Raw genomic sequence first — 15,141 nt, 5'->3', positions numbered from 1 at the left:
GTTCAAAGGCGTTCGATCACCGCGACGCGTTGCCCCGCCCGCACCGCGGAGCCAGGCGCCACATAAATCTCGCCGACAGTGCCCGCACACGGCGCGCACACGGAGATCTCCATCTTCATCGACTCGATGACGAGCAGCACGTCGCCGGCCTCAACCGTATCGCCGGAATTCACGCGCACTTGCCAGAGACTGCCCGCGATCTCGCTGTCCACGGCGATGTCGCCGTCTTTGAGCGGCGCGAGTTCCGCGTCGTCAGCGACAGGCGGCTCGAAACTTTCCTCCGCCGATCCCGCTTCGCGCCACCGCTCGCGCTCGGCCTGAAACGCCGCTTGCTGACGCACGCGGAATTGCTCGATGCCGGCCGATTCGCGCGTGAGAAACGTTTGATAATCCGCCAGCGACAGTTCAGTCTCTTCGATCTTCAGCGGATAACGCCCCAGCGGAAAGTCCGCGCGGATACGCTGCAATTCGTCGGCAGTGACTTCGTAGAAACGGATCTGATCGAAAAAGCGCAGCAGATACGGGCGCCCCGCGAAATCGGCAACGTCGCGATAGCGATTCCACATCTGCAACGTGCGGCCGACGAACTGATAGCCGCCAGGCCCTTCCATGCCATAGACGCACAGATAAGCGCCGCCGATGCCCACCGAGTTCTCGGCCGTCCACGTACGCGCCGGGTTGTACTTCGTCGTCACCAGCCGATGACGCGGATCGAGCGGCGTCGCGACCGGCGCGCCGAGATAGACATCGCCGAGTCCCATCACAAGATAGCTCGCGTCGAACACGATCTGCTTCACGGCGTCGATCGAATCCAGGTCGTTGATGCGGCGGATAAACTCCAGATTGCTCGGACACCAGGGCGCGTCCTTGCGCACCGTCGTCATGTATTTGTCGATGGCAAGCCGGCATGCGGGATCGTCCCAGGACAGCGGAAGATGCACGATGCGTGACGGCGCGCGCAAGTCCTTCTGCAACAGAACATGCTGCCATGCACGCTCGACGATCGCGAGCAACTGCTGCAACGGCAAGCGTTCAGGCTGATAGTGAATCTGCATTGAGCGGATGCCGGGCGTCAGATCGATCACGCCGGGCAATGCCATCGCTTCGAGTGACTGCATCAACGCGTGACCGCGAAAGCGCAATACGAGGTCGAGTTCCGCCGGACCGATTTCGAGCAGCAGATGCGTGTCGCCGGACACTCGCGCGACAAGCCGTTCGCGATCCGCGCCGGTATCGAGAACGACCGGCGATACGAGCGGTGCTGCGTTCGCGATAGCAACCGGCTTCGCATCGAATTCGAGCGTTTGCAATTCGCGCAGACGTTGTTGTGCCGCCTCGCGCGCTTCATCGATTCGAACGGGTACGAAGCGCACTTTGTCACCGGCTTTCAACTGGCCGATTTGCCACAAGTCCGCCTCGATGATCGTCACCGGACAAACGAAGCCGCCCAGACTCGGACCATCGGGCCCGAGAATCACGGGCATGTCGCCGGTGAAATCGACGGCGCCCACCGCATACGGATTATCGTGAATGTTCGACGGATGCAGCCCGGCCTCGCCGCCGTCCTCGCGCGCCCACTCGGGCTTCGGTCCGATCAGACGCACGCCGGTACGGCTCGAATTGAAATGAATTTCCCATTCGGTGTCGAAGAACCGTTCCATATAACGCGGCGTGAAATACTCCGGCGCGCCATGCGGACCATAAATCACGCGCAGCGTCCGCACGGTTTCCAGCTTCGGAACGTTGGCAAGCGCGACGCCCGCACTGTCGTCGCGCAACGCGTGAAGATGCAGCACGTCGCCCGCCCGCAACGCTCGCCCGCCATGTCCGCCGAACTGGCCGAGCGTGAACGTGCTGCGGCTGCCGAGATACATCGCGACATCGAAGCCGCCACGCACGCACAGATACGCACGCGCGCCGGCGCCGCGGATCGTGCCGAGCGCGAGCGTCGAACCGGCGCGAACAAACAGCGTCGTGTTCAACGGCTGCTCGATGTCGTCGAGCGATACGGACAGATGCGCGCCCGTCACCGCCACGACGGCATCCGTGTTGAAACGCAACGTCGGGCCGCTCATGGTGATTTCGAGCGCGGCTGCGTCGGCCGCATTGCCGAGCAGCCGGTTGCCGAGCCGCAGCGCGCGGTCATCCATCGGACCCGAAGGCGGAATGCCGACTGCCCAATAGCCAAGACGTCCCGGATGATCCTGCACAGTCGTCTGCGTGCCGCCGCTCACCACCTCGACGGTGGTCGCGCGATAGTGAAGGCCTTCGAGGCAGCGCGTCCAAGGTTCGCCCGACGCAAACGGCTGATCGTCGAGAATCTGCCGGAGATAGTCGCGATTCGTTTCGACGCCATAGATGCGCGTGTTCTGCAATGCCTGACCGAGCGCGCGTCGTGCCTCGTCGCGCGTCGGCGACCACGCGATCAGCTTCGCCAGCATCGGATCGAAGTAGGGTGGTACTTCGCAACCCGCTTCTATCCATGTGTCGATACGCAGCGCGTGACCGTCGGCGGTTGGAAACGCGACGTCGGTCAATAAGCCGGGGCTCGGCTTGAAATCGCGGCCTGGGTCCTCCGCATAAAGACGCGCCTGAATAGCGTGTCCTTGCGGCTTCAATCCCGCTGCGAGTTCTTGCAGCGGCGCGAGCGTGCCCGCAGCGAGTTCGATCATCCAGCGTACGAGATCGACGCCCCAGACCTGTTCGGTCACGCCATGCTCGACTTGCAGGCGCGTGTTTACTTCGAGAAAGTAGAAGCGCTGCGCGGAGCTGTCGTAGACGAATTCGACGGTGCCGGCCGAGCGATAACTCACCGCTTTAGCGAGCTTCACGGCGGCATCGCAGAGTGCGGCCGGCATGCCCTCCGGCAAACACGGTGCAGGCGTTTCCTCGAGTACTTTCTGGTTGCGCCGCTGCACCGAGCAATCGCGCACGCCGAGCGCAATCGCATCGCCGTGCCCGTCGCCGAAGACCTGCACTTCGAGATGCCGCGCCCGCTCGATATACTTTTCGAGGAACACGCCGGCGTCGCTGAAATTGTTCTGGCCGAGCCGTTTGACCACGTCGAAATGCGCGCTCAGTTCGTCGACGTTCCAGCACACCCGCATGCCGATACCGCCGCCGCCCGCCGTGCTTTTCAGCATCACCGGATAGCCGATCGATGCCGCTGCATCGAGCGCCGCCGGAAGATCGTCGAGCAGGCCCGTGCCTTCGAGCATCGGCACGCCTTGTTCCGCCGCGATCGCGCGAGCCGTGTGCTTGAGACCGAATGCCCGCAATTGCGCGGGCGTCGGTCCGATAAACGCAATGCCCGCCGCTTCGCACGCTTCGCCGAAGCTCGCGTTCTCCGACAGGAAACCATAGCCCGGATGAATCGCCTGAACGTTCTCGCGGCGAGCGATCTCGAGAATCTTTTGCACATCGAGGTAGGTCGCCGCTGCTGGTCCGTCGCCGAGACCATGCGCAATAGGCGCCTCGCTCACATGACGGCTCGCGCGATCCGCTTCGGCATAAACCGCGACACCCGTTACTTGAAGTTCGCGCAGCGTTCTAAGGATGCGGCACGCAATCGCGCCGCGATTCGCGATCAGGATTTTCTCGAACATGAAGGGAGCTTGATTCGTGGGCGGGCCGTCCCGCCACGTGGGAATGCATGCCGCGGTCGTCCGCGGCAGAGACCGGCTTCAAAGAGGCTTTATCGATCCGCTCGAGTCAGTTGCTCGCGCGTGCAGCGACAGCATCGTCCCGAGCGAACCAGCATGACGTAGTAAAGCCAGTGGCGAACACGCGTCAGTTCCATATCAGCAGCTCCGCGGGAGTCGGGTTGTAGGCGTTGCACGGATTGTTCAACTGCGGGCAGTTGGAGATCAGCACGATCACGTCCATTTCCGCGCGCAATTCGACGTACTTGCCTGGCGCCGAAATGCCGTCCTCGAATGTGAGGCCGCCTTCGGACGTCACCGGAACGTTCATGAAGAAGTTGATGTTCGCGCCGATGTCCTGCTTCGACAAACGTCCGTCGTGCGCGCACGCGCGCAGGTAGTTATCGCGGCAGCTATGCATGTAGCGCTTTTCGAGCGCGTAACGCACGGTGTTGCTTTCCTGTGCGCACGCTCCGCCGAGCGTGTCGTGACGGCCGCACGTATCGGCGACGATCGTCAGCAGCGGATTGCCGAGGTTCGAATACAGCACGGTGCCGGTCGTCAGATAAAGGCTTTTCTGACGACGCAGCGTGCGTTGCGGATCGAAGCGCTCGCGCGGATCGGCGAGGCTGTAGAACAGCGTATCGACGGCCTGATTGCCTTCCAGATCGAGAATGCGCAGCGTCTGCCCGGCTTTGAGTTCGTGAAGCCACGGCTCGCCGGCCGCGAGCGTCTCGCGAAAGACCGCGTGTTCGGGGCGTTTATCGCTGACGGTCAGCGTCGTTGTCATGGTGTCGCGCTCCGCTCAAAGAAAGAAACGATCGGTATTGATGAAGCCGCGCACGTTTTCCTCGCAGGCGGTTCGGCAGATTTCGGCAACGCCTGGCTCGGCGCGGCTCAACTCGAGCTTGACCGGCTTCGGCGCGTATTCCGGATTCGGGTCGAGCGGATGCTGGATCGCGGTGAGCACGACGAGCGTGTTCATCGGCGCGTAAAGATCGACGTAGTCGCCGGCCTTCGAATTGCCCGCTACGAAGTCGAGCGCGCCCGCATCCGTCACGTCGACGCGGCTGAACAGATTGAGCGTCATCAGCAGGTCCTGAATGCCGAGTCCCCACTTGCCCATTTCGACGAGCAGGTTGTCGGCGCCGTTTCGATAGAACACATTGCGTCGTTCCTGATAGCGGCCCACACCGTAGCGTTCCTGCACTTCGTCCGCATTCGATACGCCGCCGATGCTGTCGTGCCAGCCGCACGTATCCGCCACGATGGCGGCGAGCACGCGGCCCATATCGGAGTACAGGCAATGGCCGGCCGTGAGCTTCGCCGTGTGCTGGCACTTCAGCGTATCGGGCAGGTTGAGCCGTTCGCTCTTCTCCGTTGCATTGAACATGAGCACGCTGACGTTCGCGCCGCCGCGCAGATCGGTCACGCGCAACGACTGGCCGCGCTTGACGATCAGCGATGCATGCCCGCCGCCGGGGACGGTTTCTTCGAGTAGCAGATCCATGTGTTGAGATTCCTGTCAGGCTGAGACCGCTTCGACACGCGATGCGCCTTCCACCACGGCCTGAGCCATATGGAGGGACGAGGCCGAATCGCGGCTGTGGTCGAGCGGAATGTTGTAGGTGATGCGCGCGCCATAGGCGCCGGGCGCCTGAGGATCGACGCGAACCTTGTCGAATACCAGCACGCGGCTGCCGAGCGTGAAGCCTTCCTTCAGGTCGTGCGTGACCATGAAGACCGTTAGCTTCGATTCGCGCCACAGGCTCAGCAGCAAGTCGTGCATGTCCTTGCGGATGCCGGGATCGAGCGCGCCGAACGGTTCATCGAGCAGCAACACGCGCGGCTTCATCATCAGCGCCTGCGCAATCGCGAGGCGCTGCTGCATGCCGCCCGACAGTTGCTGCGGATACTTGTCCAACGCCGCGCCGAGGCCGACGCGGTCGAGCATTGTCGCGGCCTCGTCACGCGCGGCACGCCGTTGCGCGCCGAACAGCCGGCCGGTGAATGTCGCGCGCGGCAGCTCGAGCCCAAGCATCACGTTGCGAAGCACCGTGAGGTGATCGAATACCGAATAGCGCTGAAATACCACGCCGCGATGCGCGTCGGGCTCTGCGGGCAACGGTTGACCGTCGAGCAGAATGTCGCCGCGCGTCGCGCGCTCCTGGCCGAGCAGAAGCCGCAGAAACGTCGACTTGCCGCAGCCCGAAGCGCCGACCAGCGAACAGAACTCGCCCGCTTCGATACGCAGGTTCAAGCGTTCGAGCACGACCTGATCGCCGTATTCCTTCCACACGTTGCGGACTTCGATCATCGTGCGCCTCCGAACCAGGGAAACGACCACTGCGTCACGCGGCGCAGGCACTCGTCGATCAGCCACGCGAGCAGCGTGATCCACGCGACGTAAGGCAGGATCAGGTCCATCGCGAGGTAGCGGCGCACGAGGAAAATGCGGTAGCCGAGGCCGTCGGTCGACGCGATCGCTTCCGCCGCGATCAGAAAGAGCCACGCGGCGCCGAGCGACAGACGGATCGCCACCAGCAGACGCGGCAGCAACTGCGGCAGCACGAGACGCAGAATCAACGTCCAGCTATTGGCGCCCAGCGTCTGCGCCTTGACCCACAATTCGGCCGGAATTTCGCGGGCGCGCGAATGCAGATCGCGAATGATCATCGGCGTAATGCCGATCACGATCAGCACCACCTTCGACAACTCGTCGAGCCCGAACACGATGAAGAGAATCGGCAGCACGGCGAGCGGCGGGATCATCGAAACGACCGTGATGAACGGCGAAAACGTCGCGCTGACGAGCGGAAACGAGCCGGTCGCGATGGCGGCTGCCAGCGCAATCGCGGCACTCACCAGGAGGCCGATACCGAGCCGCCGCAAGCTCGAAACCGTGTCGGCCCACAGCAGGTACTCGCCCGTGCGTTTGTCTTCGGTGAAAGCGGCTTGCTTGATGGCTTCGCTCATCTGCGTCGCGGCCGGCAGCAGCTTGTCGTCGGGATTGACTGCAAGCCGCATCGACGACCCCGTGAAATACACCGCAATCAGCACGATGAACGGCATCACCAGCAGCATGAGGCCGCCGCTTCGGCTGGGATGTCGATTGATGAGTCGCATGAATGGCCGCCTTGTCGAATGCGTGAATGTCTCGCTTACAGCTTGCCGGCCGCGGCCATTTCGACGTAGGTCGGATCGAAGCGCAGCTTCACGTTGCTCTTGTTGCCGATCACGACGCCTTTATCGAACGCCATGCCGACCACGTCCGCGCTTTTCGCATCCTGGCCGAGCAGGCCATGATCGAACGAAAATCTGGCGACGCGCGTCATGATCTTCGGCATCTCGGGGCTGGTGACAAAATCGAGTGCGGCTTTCGGCGTGTAGAAGAGGGCGGTGGTGGACAGTTGACCCTTGAAGCCCGCGAGGTCGGTGCCCGATGCCTTGGCCATTGCGGTGAGCGCGGCGCTGCTGTCGGCGTTGTTCGCGTGCATCAGCGCGACCATTTCAAACCATGCGCCTGTCAGCGCTTTGCCGAGTGCGGGGTTGTCGTGCAGCGTCTTCGTGTTGACGACCATCATGTCCATGATTTCGCCGGGGATCTTGCTCGAGTCGAAGACTTCGGTGACGTTCGGCTGCGCCTTCAGGTCCGCGAGCATCGGGTTCCACGTCACCGTGTTCTGCACGGCAGGCGTTGCGAATGCGCCGGAGATGTCGGCGTCGGACGTGTTCACCACCTTGAGGTCGCGCTCGCTCATATGCGCGCTTTCGAGTGCGCGCGCCAGCAGGTAGTGCGAGACGGAGAACTGCACGAGGTTGATCTGCTTGCCCTTCAGGTCGGCGATCTGCTTGCCCTTGCCCTTGATGAGCACGCCATCGTTGCCGTTCGAGTAGTCGCTGACGATCAGCGCCGTCGAGTCCACGCCGCCCGAGGCCGGAATGGTCAGCGCGTCCATGTTGGTCATCGCGCAGCCGTCGAACTTGCCGGCGGTGTACTGGTTGATGGATTCGACGTAGTCGTTCAGTTGCACGACATCGACATTGATGCCGTACTTCTTGGCCCATTTGGAGACGATGCCCTGAGTCTTCGCCTGGCCCCACGGCATCCAGCCGGCGTAGATGGTCCAGCAAACCTTGAAGTCGGTGCGGCCCGCGGCGGAGGCGGAGGTGGAAGCGAAAGCGGCGAGGGAGACGGCGGCGATGCCGAGAAAGCGTACGAGCTTGCGCATGAGGTTGACCTCGAAAGGGACGGTTAGCGACGGCAGGGAGCAGCGCAAAACATCGCGTTCTCTCCCGGGCTTTTGTCCCGCCGTGTAACCTCGCCTGAGGTCGACAGCTCTCGGACCAGCGCCTGCATGAAGCAGGCCGGAACCCTAGCCGTCCATTTCCAGATTGTGTTGAACCGGATGAGGCGCCGGCTCCTTGCGAGCCTTTAAGAGCGAGAAGCGTGCCACGCGGAAATCGCCGTATCTGGCGATGTCACAGTGCGTTTTCGCCCCGTTCCGGTGATTGCGCGCACCGGCGCATGCCGGAATCGCACCGCATGCGTGCACTGATGGTGTGGGCTTGATGACGAGTTTCAATTGCCGAGCGGGGCGCTCGCCGGCATGACGCACGTGACGGGCATGCTGTATCGTAGACGCCTTTCATTGCCCAGAGACCCCGATCTCCGTAAAGATGCCCTGGATGACTCCACTCCACCGCGATCCCGCTTTCTACCAGCTTCTCAGCGATAGTTACACCCGCTTGCTCGGCGTCCCGCTGGTGCCGCAGCCCATGTCTGCCGCCGACGCCGCCGAATGGCTTTACGAGCACGCACCGTTCGCCGTGCTTGCGCACAACACCGATCCCGACCCGGTGTTTATCTATGGCAACAAGGCGGCGCAGCGCCGCTTCGAATATAGCTGGGACGAAATCACCCGGCTGCCGTCCCGGCTCTCGGCAGAAGCCCCGAATCGCGAGGAGCGGCAGCAGTTCCTTGCACGCGTGGAGCGGCTCGGTTATGAAGCGGGCTACAAGGGCGTGCGCGTGACGCAGTCAGGCCGGCGCTTCATGATCGAGGAAGCCACGCTGTGGCAACTGCTCGATGAGCAAGGCAAACTGCACGGCCAGGCGGTTGTGATTCCGCGCACGCGCGACCTCTGAGCGACTCGCGTCGCCTTGCATCGCACTCAGTTCAACGCGACCGCGGCCGCAGCGCTCACCGGCGAGCCTTCAATCGCCACCGAAGGCGTACCGTCCGGCCCGACCGGCACGTCGCCGACCAGCGTCGTGCGGTACAACTGCCGGTCGAACTCGAGATCGAAAATATCGGTGGGCGCGAGGTGAGCCGTCGCGCGGTTGTCCCAGAAGGCGACGCTGCCTGCTTCCCATTTGAAGCGCACGGTGAACTCCGGCCGCGTCACATGTTCCCAGAGCAGTTCGAGCAGCGCCTGGCTCTCGCGCGGCGTCACGCCGACGATCGACTTCAGGAAGCTCGGGCTCACATAGAGCGCACGCTCGCCGGTTTCCGGATGCACTCTGACGAGCGGATGCTCGGTCACGAGAATGCGTTGCTCGACGGCTTTGACGAATGCTTCCGTTCCGCTTGCGCCGGCGGGCGGCGCAAAGCGGTGAAGGCCGCGCAGACCGTCGACGAACGCGCGCAACGGCGCGGAGAGCTTCTGATAGGCGGCGACCAGATTGGTCCACTGCGTGTCGCCGCCATACGGCGGAATCGTCACGCCGCGCAGGATCGACGCCCACGGCGGATTGACGGCGGCCGTCACATCCGTATGCCAGCCAGTCCACGGACGCAGCAGCGTTTGTCCTTCGAAACGCGTTGCCTGGCGATACTTCGAGATCGAGTAGATTTCCGCATGACCGTCGACGTGGCCGAACACGGGATGCCCCACCGTCAGCTCGCCGAACTGCGCCGAGAAAGCGATGTGCTGCTCGTGCGTTAGAAACTGCTCGCGAAAGAACACGACGCGCCATCTAAGAAGCGCCGCGCGAATCTCCGCGACTTGCCGCGCATCGAGTTTTTGCGTGAGATCGACACCATGAATTTCCGCGCCGATGTGCGCGGAAAGCGGGTTCACCTGAATCGACTGCGTGTCCTGCAATGCGGCTGCGCTCATGCGAGGCTCCTGGAAAAGAGAACAGGGTTGCGTCAATATCCCGCGACCGCGGGCACCTGTTTTGTGAGGTTGGTATAGCGGTTTGCAGGCCGCGGCAGTCCGAGGTTCTCGCGCAGCGTGCGCCCCTCGTATTCGGTGCGGAAAAGTCCACGCCGTTGCAGTTCCGGCACGACGTGTTCGGCGAACTCCGTCAGGCCGCCCGGCAACCACGGCGACATGATGTTGAAGCCGTCGGCGCCTTCTTCCTCGAACCACTGCTGCAACTGATCCGCGATGCTTTGCGGCGTGCCGACCACCTGCTGGTGTCCGCGTGCGCCGGCAATGCGCAGATAGAGATCGCGGATCGTCAGATTCTCGCGCCGCGCTAGATCGAACAGCAGTCGTTGACGGCTCTTGCCGCCGTTCGTTTCGGGCAGCTCGGGCAGGGGGCCGTCGACGGGATACTGCGACAGGTCCACGCCGCCCGACATGTTCGACAACAGCGATAGCCCGACGGTCGGATGAATCAGGTCTTGCAGCGCGGCAAATTTCGCGTCGGCCTCTTCCTGCGTGCGGCCGACGATCGGAAAAATGCCCGGCATGATCTTCAGATGATCCGGCGCGCGGCCATACTTCGCGAGGCGGCCTTTGATGTCGCGATAGAACGACTGCGCTTCCTCGAGCGTCTGATGCGCGACGAAGATCACCTCGGCGGTTTGCGCGGCGAGCTCGCGCCCGGCTTCCGATGCGCCGGCCTGCACGACGACCGGCCATCCTTGTGGCGAACGCGCGACGTTCAACGGTCCACGCACCTTGAAGTGCTTGCCTGTGTGACCGAGCACGTGCAGTTTGTCGGGGTCGAAATAGACGCCGCTGTCCTTGTCGCGGGTAAACGCGTCGTCTTCCCAGCTATCCCACAGGGCGGCCACCACGTCGTAGAACTCGCGCGCGCGCTCATAGCGGACCGCGTGGTCCGGATGGCGCTCGAAACTGAAATTGAGCGCCTCCGATTCGGTGCTCGATGTGACGAGGTTCCAGCCCGAGCGCCCGCCGCTCAGATGATCGAGCGACGCGAATTTGCGGGCGACGTTATACGGCTCGTTAAACGTGGTGGAGACCGTGGCGATCAGGCCGATGTTTTTCGTCACGACCGAAAGCGCGGAGAGCAACGTCAACGGTTCGAAATGATCGGCGCGCGCGGTGCGCGATAGCGAGGGCAGATTCGTGTCGCGCACGCTCACGCTGTCGGCGAAAAACACCGCGTCGAATTTCGCGCGCTCGGCGATCCGTGCGAGTTCCGCATAGTGCGCGAAGTCGAGGCCGCCGCCCGCGTGCGCATCCGGATGCCGCCATGCGGCGATATGGTGGCCCGTCTCCATCAGGAAAGCGCCCAGTTTGATTTGCCGCTTGTGGCGATTTTCACCGCTCATCGTGATCTCCGTGAATGATCCAGGTGTGGGAATGCCGCGAGTGTCACCACGCGAGCCGCCATTCGGTGATCGGCGGATTGGCTACGGGAATGCGCGTGCCGCCGTGCGGCGTATCGTCCTCGTGCCCGGCGAAATCGGCCAGCACTTCCTCGCGCAAACGAATGAAGCGGGGATCGTTGCGATCGCGCGGACGAGGCAGCGCGACATCCACGATCCGTTTGATCCGGCCCGGCCGCGGCGCCATCGTGACGACCCGATCGCCGAGATAAAGCGCTTCGTCCACGTCGTGCGTGACGAGAATCATCGTGATGCCTTCGTGTTCCCAGATGCGTTGCAACTCGTCTTGCAAACGGCCGCGCGTGAGCGCGTCGAGCGCACTGAACGGTTCGTCGAGCAGAAGCACGCGTGGCCGGTTCACGAGGCCGCGCGCGATCGCCACACGCTGCGCCATGCCGCCCGACAACTGATGCGGATACGCATGCTCGAAACCGTTCAGGCCGACGAGCGCGATGTGCTGCGCGACCGCATCGCGCTTCTGTTTCGCCGATAGCGGCGCATTGCGCAACGCGGCCAGAACGTTTTGCGACGCCGTGAGCCACGGAAACAGTCGATGATCCTGAAACACGATGCCGCGCTCGAGCGACGTGTCGCGCACCTTGTCTCCGGCGACGACAATCTCGCCGTTGTAATCGGTATCGAGTCCCGCGATCAACCGCAGCAACGTCGATTTACCGCAACCGCTCGATCCGAGCACGCTGACGAATTCGCCGGGGCGTACCCGCAGGCTGATGTCGTCGAGCACCGCGAGCGGCGTACCGTCTTGCCGCGCATAGCGCTTGCTGACGTGAAGAATGTCGATGCTGTCGGACAGCGTGGAAGACGTCATGTGCGGACCTCGGTGTGCAATGCAATGTGTGGCGTGTTCATCGGGCGGCCGCCTGCGAACGGCGCGCAAACATCGCCCGTTCGACCGCGCGCGCCAATGCGTTCAGCGCCCAGCCGGTCACGCCGACCACGACCACGCCGAACAGCACCAGATCCATGCGGAACTGCTCGCTGCCGTCGATCAGCGTATTGCCGATTCCGCTGCCTGCCACCAGCAGATATTCCGCACCCAGCGTCGCGAGCCACGAATAGATCAGCGCGAGATAGAGGCCCGTGAAAATCGACGGCAGCGCGGCCGGCAGAATGACTGCGCGGATCAGTTGCCAGCGCGAATAGCGAAAAGCGCGCGCGACTTCGATGTACGCGCGCGGCACCGCATGAATGCCGTCACACGTATGCGCGGCGACGGGCAGCAACGCAGCGAGCGAGAGGAATACGACCTTCGCTGCATCGCCGAGACCGAACCACACGGAAATCAACGGAATCCACGCGAACAGCGAAATCTGCTTGAACGTGTCGAAGCTCGGGCCGATCATGCGCGTGGCGAGCCGCGAGAAGCCGAGCGCGCTGCCGAGCAGCAGGCCGCCTAGCGTGCCGATCACGAAGCCGCTTGCTTCACGCGCGAGCGACGCGGAAAGCGCCTTGAACAGCGCGCCGCTGACGATTTGCTGCCAGGCGGTGGCCAGCACCTGCGCGGGGCTGACGAGCAACCCGCTCTTGACGACGTGCGCTTCGGAGATCGCCCACCAGATTGCAATGGCTGCAATCGGCAAGACGGCGCCGCGCCAGTCGACGCGTGCGATCAGTGGCTTGCGTGGTCGCGCGGCGCGTGCGAAGGCGGCGGGCACGTTGTCGCCGCAGTCGCACGACAACGTCTTCGTCGACTGCTTCGATGCTTCGGCGGACCGTTTAAAGACAGCAAGACTCATCGTGAATACCTCATGGGCGATGCGACGCGATGCGGCCCGGCAATGGGTCGTCACTACTCGTCATTACTCGCGAAACGCCGACGGCTGACCGCGCCGCAAGCGCGCTTCGAGTGCGTCGAGCGAACGATTCATTGCGTAACCGATAGCGCCGACTACGACGACCGACGCCATCACCAGATCGAGTTGAAACAGTTGCCGGCCGTAGACGATCAGATAGCCGAGCCCTTCCGAAGACGCGACCAGTTCGACCACCACCAGTGCGAGCCAGGCTTTGGTGAACGCGAGCCGTACGCCTGTCGCGAGCGTGGGCACGGCGGCGGGCACGACCAGATAGACGATCCGTTGCCAGCGCTTGTACGCAAAGACACGCGCGACTTCATCGAGCGATGCGGGCGTCTGGCGAAACCCTTGCAGCGTGCTCAACGTCACCGGAACGAGCGCGGCATGCGCGATCAGAATGTATTTGAGCGGCTCGCCGACGCCGACGAGCAGCAGCAGAAACGGCAGCCACCCGAGCACCGGAATCTGCACGAGCGCATTGAAGGTCGGCAGCACATACGCTTCGAAAGTGCGGGACAGACCGAGCGCCGCGCCGAGCGCGAAGCCGAGCAGCGTGCCCGCAGCGAAGCCGACCAGCACACGTTGCAGACTGATCAACGTATTGCTTGCGAGATCGCCGCTTCTCGCCAGTTCGACGAAGGTGTCGAACACGCGCTCGGGCGGCGGCAAGATCTGCGGTGCGATCCAGCCGCGCTCGCAACCCGTCGCCCATAAGGCGAGCAGCACGGCGGGCAACACCCAGGGCGCGAGGCGCCAGGCAAGCGCGCGCAGCCGCGCATTGCGACGTGGCGACGCCGCGGGCAACTCGCGCGCCGCTGCGTCGTTGCCGAAGCGTTCGTTGCCGGCATCAAGTGCGGTTTCGCTCATCGTGATCGCTCCCGTGTTAGCCGAGCGGCTTGCCGGCGGCGTCGTAGCGCGTCCAGTAATGGTCGAGTTTCTGCGTGCGCAATGCGTTGTCGAGATACTTGGTCTCGAACCAGTTATCGACCTCGACGGGCTGACGGATCAGCTTGAGTTTCAGCGCATCGGCCGCGACGGCCTTGTAGCGCGCGACGATGAACGGATCGATCAACGGCGAGTTGCGGTCTTTGAGTGTTTGATTCGCGAACTCCGCCTGCCATGACGCATACGGCACGCCGCTCTTGGACCACAGCTTGAAGAGCGCATCGCGGTTCGCTTCATCGGACGACCATTGCGCGCCTTTGACGAGCACGTTGACGACCCGTTGCACGACATCGGGATGCGCGCGATCGAAGTCGTCGAGCACGAGCAGATGCGCCTGACGCGTGAATTGCGGTCCATCGTTCTGCGATTCGTAGACGATCTTCGCGAGGCCCTGGTCGCGCAGCTTGTACAGGTGGTAATCGTTGACCGACGCGTCGATCCCCTTGGATGCCAGCGCCGCGAGCGAACTCGCGGAATCGAGATTGATCACGCGAAGATCGCGCTCATCGAGCTGATTGGCGGCGAGCGCGTTGTCCGCGACGAGCTGCAGATTCGTGCCGCGAAGGATCGACACGCGCCGGCCTTTCAGGTCTTTGATCGAACGAATGTCCGAATCCGTCGGCACAGCGATCTTGATGCCGACGCGGACGCCCGAGGCGAGCAGCAGGCGCGTCTTCAAACCGTTGGCGCGGCCGAGTACCGAGGGCAAATCGCCCTGATAGGCGAAGTCGAGCGCGTTGTTGGCGATCGCTTCGTTGACGGCGGGGCCGGCTCCCTTGAAGAACAGCCATTCGACTTTGATGCCGTCGGCGGCAAATTCTTTTTCGAGCGACTGCTGCAATTGCACGGTGGCCGCGGGCGATCCACCAAACGTAGGCGGATCGCCATTACCCTGTTGCGCGACGCCGATGCGAATCACCGCCGGCTTGTCGGCATAGGCGTGAACCGCGGCGAGCGACAACGTCGCCACGGCGAAGAAAGATTTCAGCAGACGGAAATAGCGCATGCGGCAATACCGGTCGATGGAAGGGAAAAGAAGTGCGAATGCTCTGGCGGGCAGAGACCTGGCACTACACGTTAGATTCGCGTGCCGTCGAATCCAACCAATCATTGCTGATAAGAAAATCTGCAGTAGTTCGAATCGCCTGAC

General features: G+C 63.1%; 13 protein-coding genes and 1 riboswitch. Of the genes, 1 reads left to right on the top strand and 12 read right to left on the bottom strand.

The window, feature by feature from the left end:
* Nucleotides 1–2: 2 nt before the first annotated feature.
* The 6 genes from uca to C8K18_RS14425 form a co-directional block, all read right to left on the bottom strand.
* Nucleotides 3–3,605, bottom strand: coding sequence for an urea carboxylase (gene uca, locus C8K18_RS14450; RefSeq protein WP_107707878.1), 3,603 nt, complete (start codon nt 3,603–3,605; stop codon nt 3–5).
* Between the two features lie 184 nt (nt 3,606–3,789).
* A complete protein-coding gene (locus C8K18_RS14445) occupies nt 3,790–4,431 on the bottom strand; it encodes an urea amidolyase associated protein UAAP2 (RefSeq protein WP_006050353.1) in 642 nt (213 codons plus the stop codon).
* A 15-nt stretch (nt 4,432–4,446) separates the two neighbouring features.
* Nucleotides 4,447–5,151 carry an urea amidolyase associated protein UAAP1 gene (locus tag C8K18_RS14440; protein ID WP_107707877.1) on the bottom strand — a complete coding sequence of 235 codons (705 nt, stop codon included), beginning with the start codon at nt 5,149–5,151 and terminating at the stop codon, nt 4,447–4,449.
* A gap of 15 nt (nt 5,152–5,166) precedes the next feature.
* The gene (locus C8K18_RS14435) at nt 5,167–5,958 is read right to left on the bottom strand and encodes an ABC transporter ATP-binding protein (RefSeq protein WP_107707876.1); all 792 of its coding nucleotides are present in this window, start codon (nt 5,956–5,958) and stop codon (nt 5,167–5,169) included.
* Nucleotides 5,955–6,767, bottom strand: coding sequence for an ABC transporter permease (locus C8K18_RS14430; protein WP_107707875.1), 813 nt, complete (start codon nt 6,765–6,767; stop codon nt 5,955–5,957). Before C8K18_RS14430 ends, C8K18_RS14435 begins: the two co-directional genes overlap by 4 nt.
* A 35-nt stretch (nt 6,768–6,802) precedes the next feature.
* Nucleotides 6,803–7,873, bottom strand: a complete 1,071-nt coding sequence (locus C8K18_RS14425) for a putative urea ABC transporter substrate-binding protein (RefSeq protein WP_006050349.1) — start codon at nt 7,871–7,873, stop codon at nt 6,803–6,805.
* Nucleotides 7,874–7,932: 59 nt separating this feature from the next.
* A riboswitch (guanidine-I (ykkC/yxkD leader) is annotated at nt 7,933–8,032 on the bottom strand.
* A gap of 298 nt (nt 8,033–8,330) precedes the next feature.
* Here C8K18_RS14425 and C8K18_RS14420 point away from each other — a divergent pair.
* Nucleotides 8,331–8,789, top strand: coding sequence for an MEKHLA domain-containing protein (locus C8K18_RS14420; RefSeq protein WP_044021358.1), 459 nt, complete (start codon nt 8,331–8,333; stop codon nt 8,787–8,789).
* A gap of 26 nt (nt 8,790–8,815) precedes the next feature.
* Here C8K18_RS14420 and C8K18_RS14415 read toward each other — a convergent pair whose 3' ends face one another.
* From C8K18_RS14415 to C8K18_RS14390, 6 genes are all read right to left on the bottom strand, one after another.
* The gene (locus C8K18_RS14415; protein ID WP_107707874.1) at nt 8,816–9,763 is read right to left on the bottom strand and encodes a TauD/TfdA family dioxygenase; all 948 of its coding nucleotides are present in this window, start codon (nt 9,761–9,763) and stop codon (nt 8,816–8,818) included.
* A gap of 32 nt (nt 9,764–9,795) precedes the next feature.
* Nucleotides 9,796–11,172 (bottom strand): LLM class flavin-dependent oxidoreductase, encoded by a 1,377-nt coding sequence (locus C8K18_RS14410; RefSeq protein ID WP_107707873.1) that lies wholly within the window; start codon nt 11,170–11,172, stop codon nt 9,796–9,798.
* A 43-nt stretch (nt 11,173–11,215) separates the two neighbouring features.
* A complete protein-coding gene (locus C8K18_RS14405) occupies nt 11,216–12,058 on the bottom strand; it encodes an ABC transporter ATP-binding protein (RefSeq protein ID WP_029968991.1) in 843 nt (280 codons plus the stop codon).
* 37 nt (nt 12,059–12,095) lie between these two features.
* Nucleotides 12,096–12,986 carry an ABC transporter permease gene (locus C8K18_RS14400; protein WP_107707872.1) on the bottom strand — a complete coding sequence of 297 codons (891 nt, stop codon included), beginning with the start codon at nt 12,984–12,986 and terminating at the stop codon, nt 12,096–12,098.
* Between the two features lie 63 nt (nt 12,987–13,049).
* A complete protein-coding gene (locus C8K18_RS14395; protein WP_258196118.1) occupies nt 13,050–13,913 on the bottom strand; it encodes an ABC transporter permease in 864 nt (287 codons plus the stop codon).
* A 16-nt stretch (nt 13,914–13,929) separates the two neighbouring features.
* Nucleotides 13,930–14,997, bottom strand: coding sequence for an ABC transporter substrate-binding protein (locus C8K18_RS14390; RefSeq protein WP_107707871.1), 1,068 nt, complete (start codon nt 14,995–14,997; stop codon nt 13,930–13,932).
* Nucleotides 14,998–15,141 lie beyond the last annotated feature (144 nt).

Origin of the sequence: Paraburkholderia sp. GV068, assembly GCF_003058125.1 — a bacterium.
Lineage (GTDB): Bacteria > Pseudomonadota > Gammaproteobacteria > Burkholderiales > Burkholderiaceae > Paraburkholderia > Paraburkholderia graminis.
Note: the sequence above shows the minus strand (reverse complement) of the source record. Positions and strands in the feature narration are given on the sequence as shown.

Excerpts from the sequence above, each read along its gene's own strand:
- C8K18_RS14405 (WP_029968991.1), bottom strand. The coding sequence starts at position 12,058 with ATGACGTCTTCCACGCTGTCCGACAGCATCGACATTCTTCACGTCAGC.
- C8K18_RS14425 (WP_006050349.1), bottom strand. The coding sequence starts at position 7,873 with ATGCGCAAGCTCGTACGCTTTCTCGGCATCGCCGCCGTCTCCCTCGCC.
- C8K18_RS14395 (WP_258196118.1), bottom strand. The coding sequence starts at position 13,913 with ATGAGCGAAACCGCACTTGATGCCGGCAACGAACGCTTCGGCAACGAC.
- C8K18_RS14445 (WP_006050353.1), bottom strand. The coding sequence starts at position 4,431 with ATGACAACGACGCTGACCGTCAGCGATAAACGCCCCGAACACGCGGTC.
- uca (WP_107707878.1), bottom strand. The coding sequence starts at position 3,605 with ATGTTCGAGAAAATCCTGATCGCGAATCGCGGCGCGATTGCGTGCCGC.
- C8K18_RS14440 (WP_107707877.1), bottom strand. The coding sequence starts at position 5,151 with ATGGATCTGCTACTCGAAGAAACCGTCCCCGGCGGCGGGCATGCATCG.
- C8K18_RS14435 (WP_107707876.1), bottom strand. The coding sequence starts at position 5,958 with ATGATCGAAGTCCGCAACGTGTGGAAGGAATACGGCGATCAGGTCGTG.
- C8K18_RS14400 (WP_107707872.1), bottom strand. The coding sequence starts at position 12,986 with ATGAGTCTTGCTGTCTTTAAACGGTCCGCCGAAGCATCGAAGCAGTCG.
- C8K18_RS14420 (WP_044021358.1), top strand. The coding sequence starts at position 8,331 with ATGACTCCACTCCACCGCGATCCCGCTTTCTACCAGCTTCTCAGCGAT.
- C8K18_RS14430 (WP_107707875.1), bottom strand. The coding sequence starts at position 6,767 with ATGCGACTCATCAATCGACATCCCAGCCGAAGCGGCGGCCTCATGCTG.
- C8K18_RS14415 (WP_107707874.1), bottom strand. The coding sequence starts at position 9,763 with ATGAGCGCAGCCGCATTGCAGGACACGCAGTCGATTCAGGTGAACCCG.
- C8K18_RS14390 (WP_107707871.1), bottom strand. The coding sequence starts at position 14,997 with ATGCGCTATTTCCGTCTGCTGAAATCTTTCTTCGCCGTGGCGACGTTG.
- C8K18_RS14410 (WP_107707873.1), bottom strand. The coding sequence starts at position 11,172 with ATGAGCGGTGAAAATCGCCACAAGCGGCAAATCAAACTGGGCGCTTTC.